General features: G+C 67.6%; 14 protein-coding genes. 3 read left to right on the top strand and 11 right to left on the bottom strand.

All coding sequences use genetic code 11. The features are described from left to right. Positions 1–5 precede the first annotated feature (5 nt). Entirely contained in the window at positions 6–881 is an 876-nt protein-coding gene (locus tag M2352_RS25225; protein WP_264667266.1) for an MICOS complex subunit MIC60, read from the top strand. Positions 882–895: 14 nt separating this feature from the next. Beyond that, positions 896–1717, top strand: a complete 822-nt coding sequence (locus M2352_RS25230; RefSeq protein WP_264667267.1) for an MlaA family lipoprotein — start codon at positions 896–898, stop codon at positions 1715–1717. Positions 1718–1741: 24 nt separating this feature from the next. Here M2352_RS25230 and M2352_RS25235 read toward each other — a convergent pair whose 3' ends face one another. Genes M2352_RS25235 through M2352_RS25255 form a run of 5 tightly spaced genes read right to left on the bottom strand, consistent with a single transcriptional unit; the run spans position 1742 to position 8198 of the window. Then, entirely contained in the window at positions 1742–2590 is an 849-nt protein-coding gene (locus M2352_RS25235) for an SH3 domain-containing protein (protein ID WP_264667268.1), read from the bottom strand. Continuing rightward, positions 2587–2841, bottom strand: coding sequence for a hypothetical protein (locus M2352_RS25240; protein ID WP_264667269.1), 255 nt, complete (start codon positions 2839–2841; stop codon positions 2587–2589). The genes M2352_RS25235 and M2352_RS25240 overlap by 4 nt, the downstream gene beginning before the upstream one ends. A gap of 30 nt (positions 2842–2871) precedes the next feature. After that, entirely contained in the window at positions 2872–5985 is a 3114-nt protein-coding gene (locus M2352_RS25245) for an efflux RND transporter permease subunit (protein ID WP_264667270.1), read from the bottom strand. 24 nt (positions 5986–6009) lie between these two features. Further along, positions 6010–6543, bottom strand: coding sequence for a hypothetical protein (locus tag M2352_RS25250; RefSeq protein ID WP_264667271.1), 534 nt, complete (start codon positions 6541–6543; stop codon positions 6010–6012). Between the two features lie 38 nt (positions 6544–6581). Beyond that, positions 6582–8198: an efflux RND transporter periplasmic adaptor subunit gene (locus M2352_RS25255; RefSeq protein WP_264667272.1), complete on the bottom strand. Its 1617-nt coding sequence runs from the start codon at positions 8196–8198 to the stop codon at positions 6582–6584. A gap of 698 nt (positions 8199–8896) precedes the next feature. On the opposite strand from M2352_RS25255, the gene M2352_RS25260 reads away from it, so the two are divergent. Next, positions 8897–9790, top strand: coding sequence for a mitofilin family membrane protein (locus M2352_RS25260; protein WP_264667273.1), 894 nt, complete (start codon positions 8897–8899; stop codon positions 9788–9790). Positions 9791–9848: 58 nt separating this feature from the next. Here the strand turns inward: M2352_RS25260 and M2352_RS25265 are convergent, their stop codons facing one another. From M2352_RS25265 to M2352_RS25290, 6 genes are all read right to left on the bottom strand, one after another. Next, positions 9849–10400: a class I SAM-dependent methyltransferase gene (locus M2352_RS25265; protein ID WP_264667274.1), complete on the bottom strand. Its 552-nt coding sequence runs from the start codon at positions 10398–10400 to the stop codon at positions 9849–9851. A 202-nt stretch (positions 10401–10602) separates the two neighbouring features. Further along, on the bottom strand, positions 10603–11793 hold the full coding sequence (locus M2352_RS25270; RefSeq protein ID WP_264667275.1) for a hypothetical protein: 1191 nt from the start codon (positions 11791–11793) through the stop codon (positions 10603–10605). Between the two features lie 281 nt (positions 11794–12074). Next, positions 12075–13574, bottom strand: a complete 1500-nt coding sequence (locus tag M2352_RS25275; protein ID WP_264667276.1) for a mechanosensitive ion channel family protein — start codon at positions 13572–13574, stop codon at positions 12075–12077. Between the two features lie 16 nt (positions 13575–13590). After that, positions 13591–15540, bottom strand: coding sequence for a HAMP domain-containing methyl-accepting chemotaxis protein (locus M2352_RS25280; protein WP_264667277.1), 1950 nt, complete (start codon positions 15538–15540; stop codon positions 13591–13593). Between the two features lie 25 nt (positions 15541–15565). Continuing rightward, positions 15566–16900: a chemotaxis protein CheW gene (locus tag M2352_RS25285; protein WP_264667278.1), complete on the bottom strand. Its 1335-nt coding sequence runs from the start codon at positions 16898–16900 to the stop codon at positions 15566–15568. 26 nt (positions 16901–16926) lie between these two features. Next, positions 16927–17991 (bottom strand): ligand-gated ion channel, encoded by a 1065-nt coding sequence (locus M2352_RS25290; RefSeq protein WP_264667279.1) that lies wholly within the window; start codon positions 17989–17991, stop codon positions 16927–16929.

Here is a 17991-nt window from a genome sequence, read left to right on the forward strand (position 1 = left end):
GAGCCATGACCATCGACGCGCAAGCCACTGAGGCCAAGAGCGCACGCCCCGCCGGGCCGCTCCCCGGCGGTGACGAGGCCGACACCCCCCGCCACGACGACACCAGCGGCGGCAGCCGTGCGCCGCTGGCCATCGCCCTGATCGCCCTGGCCGCGGCGGTTTCCGCCCCCTACTGGTCGCCGGCCCTGTACCGTTCCCTTCATCTGCGCCCCCCCGCCGCCGAATGGCAGGCACGACAGGAGGTGGAAACCGGCCGTCTGGTGCAGTCGGTGGCCGATCTCGACCGCCGCGTCGGCGAGCTGGCCGCCGCCCTGGCCAAGGCCAACGACCAGGCCGCCGCCGCCAAGGCCGCGGTGGGCGCATCGGAAACCCGCGCGCGGGTTCTGGTGCTGATGCAGTTGCGGGCCGCGTTGCGCCGCCCGGTGCCCTTCGACGCCGAGCTGAAGGCGGTGCGCGCGCTGGGGGGCCGGATCGACGAGCTGGAACCGCTGCTGGCCAAGATCGAACCCTATGCCGCCAACGGCATCCTGGTGGAATCGCAACTGCGCCAGGAATTCGCCACGGTGACCGACGTGATCGGCCGCGCCGACCCCCGGTCGCTGCCGCTGAAATGGCTGAGCAACGCCACCGGCTGGACGCCGGTGCCCGTGGAACCGGACGCGATCCGCCCCATCGCCGCGGCGGAACACGCCCAGGCGCTGCTGTCGGACGACAATCTGATCGCCGCCGTCGAGGAGCTGGGCGCGCTGGACATCAGCGCCGGCGGCCCGGCCCGCGTCTGGCTGGACGAGGCCCGCGCCCGCATCACCGCCAATCAGGCGATCGACCGCATCGCCGAGATGATCGCCACCACCATTCCCCGCCTGCCCCCGCGCCCGTGAAACGGACCTTGCCCATGACCCGATTCCGCCGGGCATTCGCCGCCGCCGCCCTTTGCGCCGCGACCGCCTCGGGCGCGGCGGCGGCCACCGCCACCGGCTATCCCCCGGAGCAGATCAAGACCGGGTTGCCCAGGGCCGCGCTTAAAACCGCGCAAGCGCCAAAGGCCGAAACGCCCGCCGCCGAGGGGCAGGGCGGGTTCATGGACGGCTACAGCCGCTTCATGTTCGGGTTCAACCAGCGGCTCTACGACAATCTCGACGCCGCCGGCGGCTGGTTCGGCGGCGGCCCCGCCGCCGCCCCGCCCGATCCGGCGGCGGGCAGCGTGCAGAACATGGTCGCCAATCTGGTCAACGAGCCGCTGACCGCCGTCAGCAGCACGCTGATCGGCGAGTTCGGCAACGCGTGGCGGTCGGTGGAACGGTTCGGGATCAACAGCACCGCCGGCGTGCTGGGGTATTACGACACGGCCAGCCAGTGGGGCTATCCCCCCACCCACACCGATGTCGGGCTCAGCCTGTGCCGGTCGGGGGTGGGGGAGATGGGGTACGTGGTGCTGCCCTTCGTCGGGCCGCGCACCGGGCGCGACGCCATCGCCGACATCGTGCTGATGAACGCCATGCTGTGGACCTTCGCCGGGGTGGCGGCGGGCACGGGCGCCAGCTTCCAGACTATCGTCATCGCGGAATCGGTGGAGGTGGCCGCCGACATCACCGCCACCCGCCAGTTCGACATCGAGGCGAAGAAGATCCGCCTGCGCGATTACGACGAAACCCGCGCCGCCTATCTCAAGCAGCGGCGCGCGCGGTGCGCCCAGGCGATGTCCGCCGCCCGGTAGGGAGGGGGCCCCCGGCAGGCAGGGTTACGGCATCTTGACCGGGCGGCTGCCCCAGGGCATCCAGCCGCTCATCCAGCCATACGCCGCACTGAACCACCCCTGCGCCTCTTCGGCCATGGGGGCGGCCCTGCCGGTCCATTCCCTGGCCCAATCGACGGCGGGGCGGACCGACTCCTCCACCGAATCGATACGCTCCCCCAGCCGCCCGAACTGGTCGCGCTGCTCGCGCATCTGGGCGGAGAACTGGTCCTGCAGCTTGCCCATGGCGTCGATCAGCCCGTTGGCCAGATCGGCGGACGCCGCCAGCGATTCGGACTGGGCGGCGGCCCGCTTCTGCCGCTCGATCGCCGCGTCAAGCTCCGCCACGGAGGGCAGGCGCTGTTCGAGAGCGTCCAGCCGGGCCTGCATCCGGTCCAGCCGGTCCATCACCTCCGCCGGGACCGGGGGAGCGCCCGCGGGAGGAGCCGCCGCCGCGGGCGGCTGGACCGGGGCCGGGGCCGGGGCCTGGGCCTGGACGGCCGCCACACCGGGGGCCGGGGACACCGCGCGCAACTGGTCCGCCGAGACGAAGCCGGCCTTCCCCCCCTGGGTCACGATGGCGTACCACGGGGCGTCCGGCACCTTGCCGGTGACATGAACCTTCGCCCCGCCGTCGATCAGGTCGATGCGCTGGGCCCTGGTGGACGGCTGTTCGCGCACGTTGGTGCGGCTGGTGGCCTGGAACTCCCCGGCGGCGGGGATGACGCGGACGGGCGCACCCGCCGGGGACGCAGACGTCTGGGCGGCGGCGCCCACCGCCAGGGCCAGGGCCGCAACGGCCAGCGGCACGGCCACGGCCCCCGGACGGCGCAGGGAAAAGACAGGGTTGGTCATGGCTGAACCGTTTCTTCGTTCACGAAATCGCTGTCGCGGATCAGGCGGTCGATTTCCGCCTCTTCCCGCTTGAGCTGGGCGTCCAGTTCGGGACTGATGACCGTCTTGCGGCTGCTCCAGAACGCATCCTGATAAAAGGTGTCGTACCAGTTCTGCAGCGTGTTGACCCCCACATCCATCATCACCCCGCCGAGAAGGGAGGCGGTGACGACCAGGACGGTCAGGCTGGTGGGTTCCATGATGATCGCCAACGCCTCCTTTTTCGTTGCATGTCCGGCGGATCAGAAGGTTTCGGCGGCCAGTTCCCCTTCGGCCATCACCCGCAGCCGCTCCAGCGCCGGCAGGCCGAAGCACTGGAACAGCACCGGCGTGGTCAGGGTGTCGAGCAGGGTCGAGCTGATGAGTCCGCCGAAGATGGCGACCGCCACCGGGTGCAGGATCTCCGTGCCCGGCATGTCGGACGTGAACAGCAGCGGGATCAGCGCCAGCCCCGCCGACAGCGCGGTCATCAGCACCGGCGTCAGCCGCTCCTCGCAGCCGCGCAGGATCAGCCCGCGCCCGGCGGGCACGCCTTCGTGCAGGGCCAGATTGATGAAGTGGCTGATCTTGAGCACACCGTTGCGCACCGCCACCCCGGTCACGGCGATGAAGCCGATCATGGCGGCAAGGCTGAGATCCTGGCGGAACAGCACCAGCGCCACCACGCACCCGATCAGCGCCAGCGGGATGTTCGCCATGATGACCAGGCTCAGCACCGTCGAGCGGTAGCGCTGGTACAGCACCAGGAACACCAGCGTCATCGACACCGCGCACAGCCCGGCCATGATCGTGCGGCTGGATTCCTCCTGGCGGAAGCTGCCTTCCAGCGCGGAGGTGTAGCCGGTGGGCAGCGGCGTGGCGGCGATGGCCGCCCGCATCCTGGCGACGATGGCCGCCATGTCCGACCCGTCGGTGTTGGCGGTCACCACGATGCGGCGCATGCCGCTTTCGCGCATGATCTGGTTGGGGCCGGCGCTGCTGACGATGGCCGCCACCGACGACAGCGGCACGTACCCCGCCGGGGTTTCCATGCGCATCTGCGCCAGGGTTTCCGGCGTGCGGTCGGCGTCCGACAGCTTCATCACCACGTCGAAGCGCTTGCCGCCGTCGATCACCTGCGACACCGTGCGGCCGTTGGACAGGTTTTCCAGCGCCTGGGCGATCTGGGCGGGGGTCACGCCGAACAGCTTGGCCCGTTCATAATCGATGGTGATGCGGATCTGCGGCACCTGCACCTGCTGTTCCACCAGCAGATCCTTCAGGCCGGGGATGGCGTCGAACTTCTGGCGGAAACCGGCGGCCAGCATGCGCAGCGTGCCCAGATCCTCGCCGAAGATCTTCAACACGATGGCGCCGCGCACGCCGTTCTGCGCCACCTCCATGCGCGAGGTGAGGAACTGCGTCACCGTCAGTTCCACCGGCAGCACCGACAGCCGGGTGCGCAGGTCGTCGATCACCGCCGCCCGTGCGCGGCCGTCCAGCCGCACGCGGATGGGGAATTCGCTGCTGTTCACCGGATCGGCGTCTTCGTCTTCCTCGTTGCGGCCGGTGCGGCGGGCGACGCTGACCACCTCGGGCACCTGCAGGATGATCTGTTCGGCCATGGCGCCCACGCGGCTCGATTCCGCCAGCGAGATGCCGGGCCGGTTGAGAAGCTGGACATACAGCGTGCCCTCGTTGAACGCCGGCAGGAACGAGCGCGGCAGCAGCGGCAGCACCAGGGCCGACGCGATCACCATCGCGCCCGCGATCCCCAGCAGCGTGCGCGGGTTGTCCAGCGCCCACCCCAGAAGCCGGGCGTTCAGCCGCTTCAGCCCGCGGATCAGCCGCCCGTCGTGGGACTCTTCCAGATGGCGCATGTTGGGCAGCAGATAGGCGCACAGCGCCGGGGTCACCGTCACCGACACCAGCAGGCTGGCGAAGATCGACACGATGTAGGCCACCCCCAGCGGCCCGAACAGCCGACCCTGTTCCCCCGGCAGCGCGAACAGCGGCAGGAACACCAGCAGGATGATGGCGGTGGCGTAGATGATGCCCGACCGCACCTCCTGCGAGGCGCGCAGGATCACCTCGATCACCTCCAGCGGGCGGTGGCGCCGCCGGTTCCCGCCCAGCCGCCGCAGGGTGTTCTCCACATAGACCACCGAATCGTCCACCAGCTGGCCGATGCCGATGGCGATGCCGCCCAGGGTCATGGTGTTGATGGTCGATCCCATCAGGTGAAGGATGATCACCGTGACGATCAGCGAGATCGGAATGGCCAGCAGCGAGATGGCCGTGGTCCGGGCACTCCACAGGAACGCGGCCAGCACGATGGCGACGATGACGATGGCGTCGCGCAGCACATGCTCCACATTGTCGATGGAGGCGGTGATGAGATCGGACTGGCTGTAGGAGATCCGGTCGGCCCGCACCCCCTGGGGCAGCGACGGTGCTATGTCGGCCAGCATGTCCTTGACCTCGGCGGCCAGGCGGACGCTGTTGGCGCTGGGGTGCTTCAGCACCGCCAGCAGCACCGACGGCTGGCCGTTGAAGCTGCCCTCCCCGCGCTTGACCTTGGCGGCGAAGCCCACGTCGCCGATCTGGCTCAGCAGCACGGGCCGGTTGTCGCGGTAGGTGACCACCAGATTGCGCATGTCGTCCAGGCTGCGGCTGCGGGCGACGTTGCGGATGATGAATTCGGTGTTGTAGAGATCGTTGAAACCGCCGCTGCTGTTGCCCCCGAACGCGGTCAGCGCCTGTTCCACCTGGGACAGGGAGATGTCCAGCATGTTCATGGCCACGGGATTGGGGGTGAAGCGGAACTGCCGCACGTCGCCGCCCACCACATAGACCTGGGACACGCCCTCCACCGCCATCAGCCGCGGGCGGATGGTCCAGTCGGCCACCTCGCGCAGGCTCATGGGGTCCATGGCGTCCGCCGACACCACCACCTGCATCGCCAGCCCCATCACCGACGACATCGGCGCCAGATGGGGCGAAACCGCCTGGGGAAGCCGGTCGCGGGCCATGGCGATGCGCTCGGTCACGAGCTGGCGGTTGCGGTAGGGGTCGGTGCCCCATTCGAATTCCACATAGATCAGGGAAAAGCCGGGGCTGGATGAACTGCGCACCCGCGTCACCCCCGGCATCCCGTTCAGCATCAGCTCCATGGGATAGGTTATGAGCTGCTCAACCTCTTCGGGGGCGAAGCCGCCCGCCTCGGTCACGATGGTGACGACGGGGGGGTGCAGGTCGGGCAGCAGGTCGATCGGCATGCCGCGCGCGATGACCATGCCCCAGAGCGTCACCATCACGGTGGCGAGGAGCACCAGGGGCTTCTGGCGAAGGCTGATGCCGACGAGAAACTGGAACATGGCGGCGGTCGGCTCCGTTGTTCGTCAGACGGCGGTGGTGCGCCGCCGCACGGCGCCCGGATGCTGCCACAGCCACAACAGGGCCAGCACCAGCACCACCGCCAGGCCGAACCAGGCATAGGTGCGCGTGTGGCCGGGCATGGGCGCATCGGTCATCTGCGGCACGATCAGATCGGCCATGCCCCGCAGGCTGGCCCCGCGGGCGGCGACCGAAACCGTCAGCGGCGTCACCACCGCGGGGGGCAGGTAGAGGCCGGACATGTAGATGCCGGGGGCGATCTCATTCAGCGCCAGCGTCTCACGCGGGGTTTCGATCCGCACCTCCCCGCCGGCAAGCGGGGTGTTGGTGTCGTAATCATCCACAAAGGCGTAGAGCTTGCGCTGGCTGGCAACCACCACCACGCTGGCGCCGTCCACCACCATCGCCACCCGCGGGGCGGCACCGGGGACGCCTTCGTCGGCACCGGCCGAACGGACGGCGGCCCCCGACAGGACCAGGGCCAGCACCAGCATGGACAGGCGACGGACCGTCAGGCCCGGGAAACGGCGGATATCCATCTCTTTTCCCCCTTTCATGGCGGCTGCAAAGCCGTGGGTCATTGGAACTGCGACAGCAGGCGGGCGCCGCTGGTGACGATGCGGGCGCCAGGGCCGACCCCGGCGACGATCAGCACCGAACGGCCGTCCAGGGCCTCGGTCTTGACCGTGTGCGGCATGAAGGTTTCCGGGGACATCATTTCCCACACCTGCTCGGCCCCGCCGGAATCGGTCACCAGCGCCTCGCGCGGGATGGGCATGCCCTGGCGCAGCTTGCTGCCGTTGCGCACGGTGACGCTGACCGGACGGCCGACGCGCAAGCCCTGGATGGGATTCTCGATGCGGAACATCAGCGGCACCGACTGCTGCTGCAACGCCAGCCCGCTGCCGATGAAGGACAGGCCGAGCACCTCCCCTTCCGGGGTGGAGGCGGTGGCGTTCTCCACCAGCGAGGCGCTGCGCGCCACCTCGGGATCGGGGGCGACGGCCTCGACCCACAACTGCCGGGGATTCACGATCTCGAAGATCTTTTCACCCGGATGGACAATGCGCCCGTTGATGGCGTTGGACACGCTGATGATGCCGTCAACGGTGGCCCGCAGCACCTCCTGGGTCTGCAGCATGGGCAGCAGGGCCGCCCGTTCGCGGCGCAGCCCGTCCAGGCGCACCTCGGTCTGCATGACCTTGCCGTCGCGGAACGGCACGAACCAGAACTGTTTCAAAAGCTCCAGACCTTCGGCGGTGATGCGGATCTCGTTGGTCAGGCGGGCCACCTCGCGCCGCACCTGGGACCGGTCCACAACCCCGATGGCCGGGGTGACATAGCCCAGAACCTGTCCCTTCGTCACCACCTCGCCCAGCACCGGAAGACCGGTCTTCGGCGGCTCGATCCGGCCCAGCAGGCTGGCCTCGACGTCGCCATGGGCGTTGGGATCGGGAACGATGCGGCCGGACAGGCGCGTGGTCAGCGGGGTCTGGGTGCTTTCCACCTTGAGGGTGTGGATGTCGAACAGCCGCTGCAGCGGTTTCGGCACGAAATACGAACCGTCCGGGCGCCGCTGGGGCTTGTCCACCGCCAGTTCCGCCAGCAGCCGCGCGCTCACCGGAACCGGAGGGGGCGCCGGGGGCGATGCCGGGACGGACACCGCCGGAATGGCGGCGGGGGCTGGCGGCGGGACTGGCGGCGCCACCGTTGCGGGAAGCGCCGGGGGTGGCGGCTCGGGTGCTTCAGGCGGCGCCTCGGCGGGTGCGTTGGCGGCGGTCTTCTCGCCGGCCTCCCCCACCGAATCGGTCACGAACACCCGGCTGGCAGGGGTGCTGTTGACCCCGAAGGCATAGGCCAGTTCCCAGGTGAACTGGTTCAGCGCCGCCGAGGTATCCGACAGGCGGGCGGTCAACGCCGATACCGGGGCCGACGCCGCGCTGGACACCGCCGATACCGTTGATCCCAGCCACGCCCCGGCGGTGGACAGACAGGAAGGTTCCCGCACAGGCTCCACCAGCACGCGGCGGCGCGCGGACAGCAACAGGTCGTCCGTATCCCCCACCACCGCCCGCGGCCACGCCACGGCAGGAACGGCGGGGAGCAGAAGCACGGCAGCCACGGCGGCGGCATGCACCCGCCGATGACCGATGCGTCCCCGGCTTTTGTTCTTGTTCAGAAACGCACTGGCCACCGTTCGCTGCTCCTCGCCATTGCCGAGACGGTCTTATGATTTTCGGGGGCTTTGATTTGGTCTTCATGCGCCTGTTTTTCTGCCGAAGACAGATCAATCCTAGCCAAACATTGATGATTTTCAAGTAAATTAATGAAATCAACGTCATTTCTTTTGGCGATTATTATTGGTCTGAGTGAGAGATACATTTGTAAATTAGAGAAGAAAGATAGCTTTGATTTAACGATAAAAAATATCCACAAGTGCGCATTATAAATTTTTTCTTTCGAAATTTAAAATACTAATTCAAAAATAAACATAAAAACACATTGCAAGGACATATTTCCGAAAAACGAGCCAAATAAAGCACATCGCATAAATGATATGATCATTATAATTTTCAAAACCATTCTTGTTTTATTTGTTTTCAATAAAATTTGCAAATTTCAAAAATTCCATCGCGCATCCAAAGCTTTTTTGGGATAAAATATTGCTGTATTATCAAAACAAGAATGAAAACCTGATCGGCCGCGATGCCTTATATCGGCACCCTCAAGGCCTTTTCGATTGAGAAACAAGAAGAAGTACCCTTTTCACGATTTATGTGGCTGAGACCGGACACAGCGGCCAAACAACCGCGCGTGACGGCTGACGCCACGGCAAGAATTCAAAACCCGACCGGCAACAGGCGCCACGCCCACCAACAAAGGTTCAGTTTCATGGAGAAAACCACCGCCACGCCCGAACCGGGCGATCAGGAACACGCCCCGCCCACCCGGTCCAGCACCGGGGCCGCGGCATCCCCGCCCCCGTCCGGCGGTGTCCCGGCCGGGGTTTTCGCCCTGACGATTCTACTGGCCGGAGCGGCGGTGGCCGGCTCCATCCTGTATGGCGACCAGATCCGCGCCCGCTTCCTGCCGCCGGGCGAGCTGCAGGTGCGGGTCGGAACACTGGAAAAGACCATCGGAACGGCCGCCGGCGGAACGGACGCCGGCACCAAGCCCCTGGCGGAACGGGTGGCATCGCTGGAACAGGCGGTGGCCGGCATCGACCGTCGGATCGCCGACGCCGTTGCCCCCGGCAATCGTGTCGCCGGCATCCTGGCCATCCGCCAATTGCGCACGGCGCTGAACGGTTCCGGCCCCTTTGACGGCGAATTGGCCCTGATGCGCCTGTCGGGGACGGCCGACACCAGCCTTGCCAAGGCTCTCGACCAGATCTCTCCCAAAGCCGCCCAAGGGATCCTCAGCCGCAGCGACCTTGCGGCCCGCTATGCGGTTCTCGTCCCCAGCCTGCTGCAGGCAGACCTGAGCGGCAGCACCGCCGGGATCAGCGACACCATGTGGAATTGGGTTTCCGGTATTTCCGGCGTCTTCGGCTCCGCACCGCCGGAAGAGGTCACACCGGAAAACCGGACCGCGACCACGCTGGCCCGCGCCGCCCTGGCCCTGGAGGACGGCGACCTCGCCATCGCGGTGGACCGGCTGGCGCAACTGGAGGGGTTGCCCCGCGACACCGTGGCCCCGTGGCTTGCCGACGCCCGTGCCCGCCTGGCCGCCGAACAGGCGGTGGCCGCACTGGATGGCCTGCTGGCAACCCTGATGGGTTCGTAAACCCACCTTTTGCGGCGGAGCGGCCCTTTCACGGGTGCCGCCCCGCTGCCGCCTGCGGTCACAGAGGGGATGGCCCCGGCGCCCGGCGGTAGGTCCAGACGAAGGCGGGCGGAACGTTGCGGACGATCCAGCCGGTGCGGGTTCCGGTCAGCCCCAGCCGCCGCAACACCGCCGGGGCCACCGGCGAGAATGGCCCGTAGGTGAACTGGACGAAAACCCCCTGCGGCCCCAGCGAGGCAAAGGCCCCGGACAGGATGCGAAGCTGCACGGCGCCGGTAAAATTGATCAACGGCAGCCCGGACACGATGGCATCGCACCCCTGCCACCCATGGTCCCGCGTGATGCGGCGCAGGTGGCAGGCGTTTTCCCGCACCACGCAGGCACCGGGATAGGCCCCCGCCAGACGGGCTGCGAAGCTGCGGTCGAGTTCGACCAGCAAGAGATCACCGGCCTCGACCCCCGCGTCGATCAGGGCGCGGGTCATGACGCCGGTTCCCGGTCCCAGCTCCACGATGCGGCGGCCCGGAGCCGCCCCGGCGGCGCGCGCCATCGACCGGCACAGGCAGGGGCCGCTGGGGGCGATGGCACCGACGGTCAGTGGATTGCGCATCCACCGCTCGACGAAAAGAATGTTCTCTCCCAAAGGGCTCTCCGTGACGGTCCGATCCTTGAAACACACCTCTGCGGACCGGACTCCCAGGACCGGAATGCCCGCCATGGAACATTCCGGCCCCGGTGGTACAGCCGCTGGCCGCCGCATGCAAGGTGTCACGCGAAACGGTACCGGCCGTCCGCGGCCATCGGGCACGTCATCACGGGGTCTTGCCGGTCTCGGCGGACACCTTGACGGGCTTGGCCGGCGCCAGTTGCGGCTTGCTCATTTCATGGCGCAGATCGTTGGGCCGCAGCGGTTCGCCCTTCCTCCACGAGATATGGTAGTAGAGGCTGGCCAGTTCGGGATAGGTTTCGAAATTATCCAGATTGGACCGCGCCTTGGCCTTGTATTTCTGCACGCAGGTGACATCGCCGCGCTCGGCGCAGATTTCCGCCCGCAGCGACGGCACGGCGGCGCTGGTGGGATCCCAATACTCGGCATCGTCCAGGGCGGCGGCGGCCTGATCGAATTTGCCGGCGCTCATCAACGCCCCGGCGCGGATCATGTCCCCGGCGGCCAGCAGGGTGTAGGAGCGCTGATAGCGGGCCGAATCCATGGTCGGCTTCAGATAGCCGTCCACCCCCTTCTCCTCGTCGGCGGCCAGCATGACGAAGGCGCGGTTCAGGCGCGGGATCAGCAGCGAGGGATCGGTCTGGTCGGCCTCTTCGAACAGGCGGGCGGCTTCGGGCAGGTTCTGCTTGTGGAGTGCCACGATGCCGGCGATGTTCAGGATCCCCGCCCGCTCCTTGTAATAGGCGCTGGACGCATAGGCCGCCAGTTCGCGGGCGATCAGGTCATCGACCTGGGCATAGTCGTGTTTGTGGTCGGCGTCCTGAAGCAGATAGACCAGCGTGATGTACGGGGCCAGATGCTCCATCACCTGCTGGGCGGCGCGCCCCATCATGTCGGGCAGGGATTCGTTGTTGTCCCGCTTGATGACCAGGGGAAACGGCGGCTCGTCCGGGTCGCGGACCATGGCCACAAGCTGCAGCTTCCCTTCCTTCTCGTCCTTGGCGAAGCTGCCGTTGACCGCCGCCGTCTTCATGCCGAAGGTGTGCTGGATGGCCGCGGTCATGTCCTCCAGCTTCATGGTCTTGGCCAGCACCGCACCGATGGTCTTGGACTTGTTCGACCGGACGCTCGGGCTGCCGAAATAGGATTTCACATCGCCGATTTCCTGCATCTTGGCGATGAACATATCTTCGATGATCTCGCCCTTGGCCGTTCCCTTGGACAGCTCATCGGACATGTAGAGGCTGACACTGACGCTGTCCGCATGCAGCACGGCGTCGGTGGAAATGATCCCGAATGCCGCCAAAAAGGCCGCCAGGAGCGAAATAGGATCCATCGTTCACCTTCATGATCTATTTTGATTTTTCACGGGGTGCGTATAAATCACACATTCACGGAAAGAAAATTCCATCAATACAGAAAGATGAAATTTTCAATTTCCCCGATTTATGCACGCACGATATTTTGACAATTATAGGACATTCATCCAAATGCGGAAAGCATATCCGCAAAAATTCAAATGCACTCTCTTTTATATTGAAGAAAAACGAGAATAATTCCGAGAATTCCTATGATTGGTTGTTCCTTCTGGCCCGCGGCAAGGGCGGCACGGGCCGTTCACCCGGCAGCGGGTGAGGCACCGCGCGATACCGGCCGTGGAATGACGGGAACCACCGGGTACAGGTGGCGCATGCGGCGATACAGGTCTGCGACTCGCTCATCGGGGTCGTCGCTCCCCTTGCCCGGCAGCAGTCCGGCAAGGTTCAGCCCCACCCGGTCGAAGGCGGCGGCGTTGGTCCCAAAGAGCCGCTGCAAGGCGCCGTCACCGAATTCACACAGCAGGACCGGCGTGCGGCTGCGCACCGTATGGCCATAGGCATCGCCCAGCAGCACCGCCGGGGCATCGAACAGATCCCCCGGACGCAGGGTGTCGGGAAGGAGGGCGCGCCCGTTGCGCCGGTTGCTTTCGGTGCTCAGCAGCCCTTCCAGCACAAGGGTCAGGACGGTGCCCACCTCCCCCGCCTGGATCACCACGCGGTTTTCCGGCTCCTCGCGGAACACCGCGTGTTCGGCCAGCAGGCGCAGCCCGGCCTCGTCCACCCCGCGGAACAGGGGGGTGGCGGCGGCGAGCGCCACCAGCTTGTCCCGCGCGGGCCGGGCCGCCGTGTCCGTTCCCGCCGGGCCGGCGGACAGGACGCGCGCGCCCTCCACCCGCAGGCTGGCCGGCTCCAGCCCGGCAAAGGCAAGGTGCAGCAGCACGTTTTGCAGGATCGCCGGCCCGGCGTTGGCCAGATGCGCCCACTCCGCCTTGTAGAAGATGGCGTATTCCACGCCTTCCAGCCGGATGGCCTTCACCTCCACCCAGGGGACGGGGGTAGCGGGACCGGCCAGGGCGGTCATGGCTTCCAGCGCCGCGGCCTGGAGAATGCGGAAGGCCCGCGGCTGCGGCACCCGTGTGTCCAGGATCAGCGTGACATAGCGGTAGCTGCTGGCCTGGGGCTGGCTGAAGTTGGTGATGGTGAAGGAGCTGAACTTGCTGTTGGGGAAGATCACCACATCCCCCATGAAATCCTTGACCCGCGTGGTGCGCCAGCTGATTTCCAGCACCTGCCCGCTGATCTTGCTGTCGCCCGACTTGTGGATCTGGATGAATTCGCCGATGCGGATGGCCCGGTCGATGTTCAGTGCGATGCCGGCGAAGACGTCCTGGAGCAGTTCGCGCAACGCCATGCCCAAGACCAGACCGGCCACACCCGACGCGGCCCACAGCACCGTCAGATCCTGGTCGAAGACGATGCCGGCGCAGGCGGAAATCGCCACCCCGAAAATCAGCAGGCCGGAAATCTGGCTGAGCAGTTTGGGCACCGGTGCCCCGGTGGTGGACGCCACGATGCCGTCGAACACCACGTACTGCACGATCCGCTGCACCAGCACCGCCAGCGACAGGAAGGCCGCCACCCCCAGAACGTATTTCAGTGCCCGCCGGGTGCTGTCCACCGCGGCCAGCCCCACCCCCTGGTAATAATCCCCGCCGATGTAGAAGAAGGCCAGGACGCACAGCAACAGAACAAACGGCCCCAGCAGCTTGCGGAGCGCCCGGCGCACTTGCTCGTTCATGGGGCGGCCCTTTCCTTCAGGCGGTGCGGATGCGGGCGGTTTCGGCCTGAAGGCGCCGGGCCAGGCCAGCCAGGGCGGACATGGTGGCGGAAATCTCCTCCGCCGCCCCGGCGGTGGTCTGCCCCACCATGGTCAGTTGCTCCACCCGCTCCTTCAGCAGGCGGATCATGGCGTTCTGCTCGTCGATGGCGGCGGCGATGGATTGCGCCGTGGCGCCGCTGTCGCGCGAGGCATCGACGATGCGGGACATGGCCTGCGATGTTTCTCCCGCCGCCTTGACCCCCGACTGCACCCCGGCGGTGGTTTCGCGCACCAGGGTGCCGATATCCTGGGTCGCCCCCGTCACCTCCTCCGCCAGGGCCGAGATCTTGGCGGCGATCAGGCCGAAACCCCGGCCGCTGTCGCCGGCCCGCACCGCTTCCAGCCCGGCGTTGAGGGCCAGCACATAGGTTTTGTCGGCGATGCCGGCGATCAGGCCGCTGATGCGCTCGATATGGGCCGCCCGCTCGGCGATGCCGTCCACGGCCCCGTTCAGCACCGTCAGCGTCCGGTGCCCCTCTTCCGCCAGGGTGGCGGCGCTGCCGGCCAGCGCGCTGCCCCGTTCGGCGCTGCGGGCGATCTCGGCGATGGCGGCGGCGGTCTGTTCGATGGCGCTCGACACGTCGGCCAGGGTCGCCATCTGGCCGGCGGCCTGCCGCGACACGTCGATGGCCGCGGCGGTGGTTTCGGACGCGGAGGTGGCGACGTGGCGGGTGGAATCGTCCACCTCCCGCAGCACCCCGTTCAACTGGGCGACGGCGGCGTTCAGGTTGTTGCGGATGGCGGCGAACTCCCCCTGATACGAACCGGCGATGGTCGCGGTGACGTCGCCCTGGGCCAGGGCGCCGGCAAAGGCGGAAATCTCGTCCAGCAGGGCGGCCAGGGCGTCGATGCTGCGGTTGACGTTGCCCTTCAGGGCGCGCAGATCCCCCTCGTACCCGCCGGTCATCCGCCCGCGCACATCGCCCGAGGCGAGCTTGCCCATCACCGCCGCCACCTCGAACAGCGGGGCGGTCAGCACCTCCACCAGCTCGTTGGCGCCACGGGTCAGGGCCGCGAACTCGCCCGCGTGCTGCGTGGAGTCCACCCGCACCGACAAGGTGCCGCTGCGGGCGGAATCGATCAGGTCGCGCAGATCCTTCGCCACAGCGTTCAGGGTGGTGGCGATGGCGGCGGTGGCGCGGGCCATTTCACCCACCTCGTCCTTGCGCGCCTCGTCGGCGACGGCGATCGCCAGATCACCGCGCGCCATGCGCCCGATCAGGCCGCTCAGATGGGCCAGCGGCACCGTGATCGACCGGATGATGAGGATGCCGGCCACCAGCCCCACCAGCAACGCCCCGGCGATCAGCGCGATGGTCTGTTCCCGCGTCTCGTCATAGAGAATTTCGCTGGCGTCATAGGTCTTCTTGGCCACCGTCAATTGCAGGTCGATCAGGCTGGCCAGGGCATCGGACACCGGCTCGACAGCAGGATAAAGGGCGTGGACGACGAACTCGTCCAGTTCGCCGGGACGCCCGGCGGTCAGGATGGCGCGCGCCAGATTGGCCGCCCGGTCGGCCTCGGCCATCAGCGGTTCGGCCCGCGCCACCAGCGCCCGTTCCTCGGGCACCAGATATGTCGCCAGATAGGCCTGCCATTTCTGGTGGATCGTGTCCTTGGCGGTGTCGATGGCCTCGATGGCGGCGGCGGGGGTGACGTTGCCGTTGCGGGCCTTGTGGATCATGTCCACCATGTTGACCGCGTACATATCGGCGATGACCTTGAGGTCGCGGAGCGGCACCACACGGTCGGCGTACATGGTGTCCAGCGCGTCGTCGCCGGTCTTCATGCCGTGCAGACCGAGAAAACCGACGAAGACGATGCCGCTGCACAGCAGCACCACCAGGATTGCCAGCTTGTGGCCGATCTTCAGATTCTTGAGCATGCCATTCTCCGCAACCACACGAGCATCAGTCAACCTCCAGCCAGCCGGCCAGCGCACCGGCCACCAAAGCCGTAAAAGCCGGCTCCTGCGGGGGACGGATCAACGCCTCGTCCCGCACCAGCCATTCCAGGGATGAATCGGCCCCGGACGGACCGGTGGGCCGGATGGCCTGGAACAGGGCATGGACCAGCGGCGGCACCGCGGGCAGGGGGAGCCAGCCGGCCCCCGCCGCGCGGTGCTCCACCGCCGAGGCCAGCAAACCGTAAGGCTCCTGGTTCGGGCGCTCGACCACCACGGTCTTCCGCCCGTCCGGGGACGACGGAGGCAGGCCCAGCATCACCGCCGCATCGAACACCGGAATGCGTCCCCCATGGCGGCAGGACCACAGGCACTCCGCCCCGCTGCGCACCTCCCGCACCCGCCCGGCGGGCAGCACGCACAGGAAGGGGCCAACCGTCACCGCGATGCCGGCCCCCCGGTCCGTTCCCATCGCCCCATCCGGCGGGGGAGCCGAAACGGCGTCCGCCCCCATGCCGCCGGACGCCGGGGGGACAGGACCGGTCCGCGCCGGGTGGATCATCTGGATCAGCCCCGCAGCGCCATCGGGAACCCACACCGACACGCCGTCCCGGTGGGGCAGGCGGCGGATCTGACCGGATGGCACCGAGACCAGCCCATGCACGGCATCGACGGTCATGGCAAAGGACTGTCCAGCGTCATCCCGCAGGATCACCGCCCACCCCTGGGATTCGGCGGCATCCGGTGCCGCGCGTCCGGCCTCCTCCCCTTCCAGCCACGCGCCCAGCGCATGGCCGGGCAGAATCGTGCCATCCACGGCGACCACGCGTTCCCCAGCCCCGGTGGACAGCGGTTTCCACGCCCCCTGATGCCGCTCGACCCGCTCCACGGCGCCGGCGGGCAGCGCCACCCGGCGGTTCCCGCTCTGCACCACGAGCACGCCGGTCTCCGGGGCCGGCAGGACCGGTTCGGCGGGGGATGGCCCATCGCCAATCACGGCGGCGCCAAGGGGCGCCATCAGGGCGCCGATCTCCTCCCACCCCGGCGGGCTGTCACCGGGATCGGCGGCCAGGGCGGCGGAATCGACACGGAGCGACGCCGGGCCACGCTCCGTCCGCACCGTCATGGCGGTGCGCCCGGTGCGGGCGGTCCCGCCCAGGGCCTGAACCAGATCGATGCGGACCGCCACCGCCGGCCCGTCCAGATCGACGCCTTCGTACACCCCCGAGGCACCGGGAATGGCGCAGGCGGGAAGCGCCGGCCCCACCCAGAGCACATCGGCAGCCGGCAGGAAGCGGGACCGTCCCGCGGCGGAATAGACCACGGCCGTGCCGTCCGTCATGACGCGCCCCCGTCCCCGCCCCACCGTCACGCCGCCGCCCGCACGATGGCCCAGGCGTTGACCGCCACGAAGCCGGCCAGGGTCGCCAGCCCGATCACGGCGTTGATGACGCGGGCGGTCACCGGGTACGACCTGCGGGTCACCTGCATGCCCACCACCGCCAGGGCCGCCAGCAGGATCGCCACGAAGGTGGAGGAGACGATCACGTCGGCCAGGGTGAAGGTGGACGCCGGGGGGATGTAGTTGTCGAGCGCGTACTTGTTCCCCACGGCGGCGAACACCGCGGCGGCGCACAGCCCGACGCGGGAGCCGGCCATGGACTCGAAATCCAGGAAGAAGGTCAGCATCGACAGCAGGAACGCCACGCCGAAGCCGACGAACAGGCTGCACAGCAGCCGGACCCCTTCGCGCTTCACGGTGATGGTCGCCACCACGCGGGAATAAACGCTGTCCGCCGAAATGGTCGGGTCACCGTACGAGGTCTGGTAGGCGACATCGCCGGCCGTCAGGTCGAAGCCTTCGATGGTCCAGCCGGGAATTGTCAGGGACGGGTCGATGCGGCTGTTGTGCGTGTCGGCGACGAAACGGATCTGGCTGGTGTCGGACTGGCCGTCTTCGATGAGGATGTGCAGCTTCTGTCGGTCGAACGGGAAGTGCACCACATCCCAGTCTTCCGCGATGACGGAGCTGTGCTTTTCCTGACTCCAGCGCACGCCCTTGGTCGTGTCCAGGCTGTTGAACTTGACCGAATCGCTCTTGGCGTTGGCGATCTCGATGGTCGCATGGGGGTCGTAGCCGTCGCGGCTGTGCAGGAACCACAGCCAATAGGTGGCGTAGTACGACCGCTTCGACATGTCGAAGTCGAGAAGCTGGGTGATGTACATGCCCACCTTGACCTCGGCGGGGCCATCGGCGGGGGCGGCGGGGGCCGCCGCCGCGTCGGCCTGCGGTTCAGCCACAGGCGGCGTCACGGCCGCCGCCGGAGGGGAGGCGGCCGATTCGGCAACGGCGGGGCGGCCGGAAGCCGTCAGAGCCGCCGCCAGGAAAAGGGCCGGGAGAAGAACGCGGGCAAAACGAACCGGGAGAGGCAT

This window comes from Azospirillum fermentarium, from assembly GCF_025961205.1.
Lineage (GTDB): Bacteria > Pseudomonadota > Alphaproteobacteria > Azospirillales > Azospirillaceae > Azospirillum > Azospirillum fermentarium.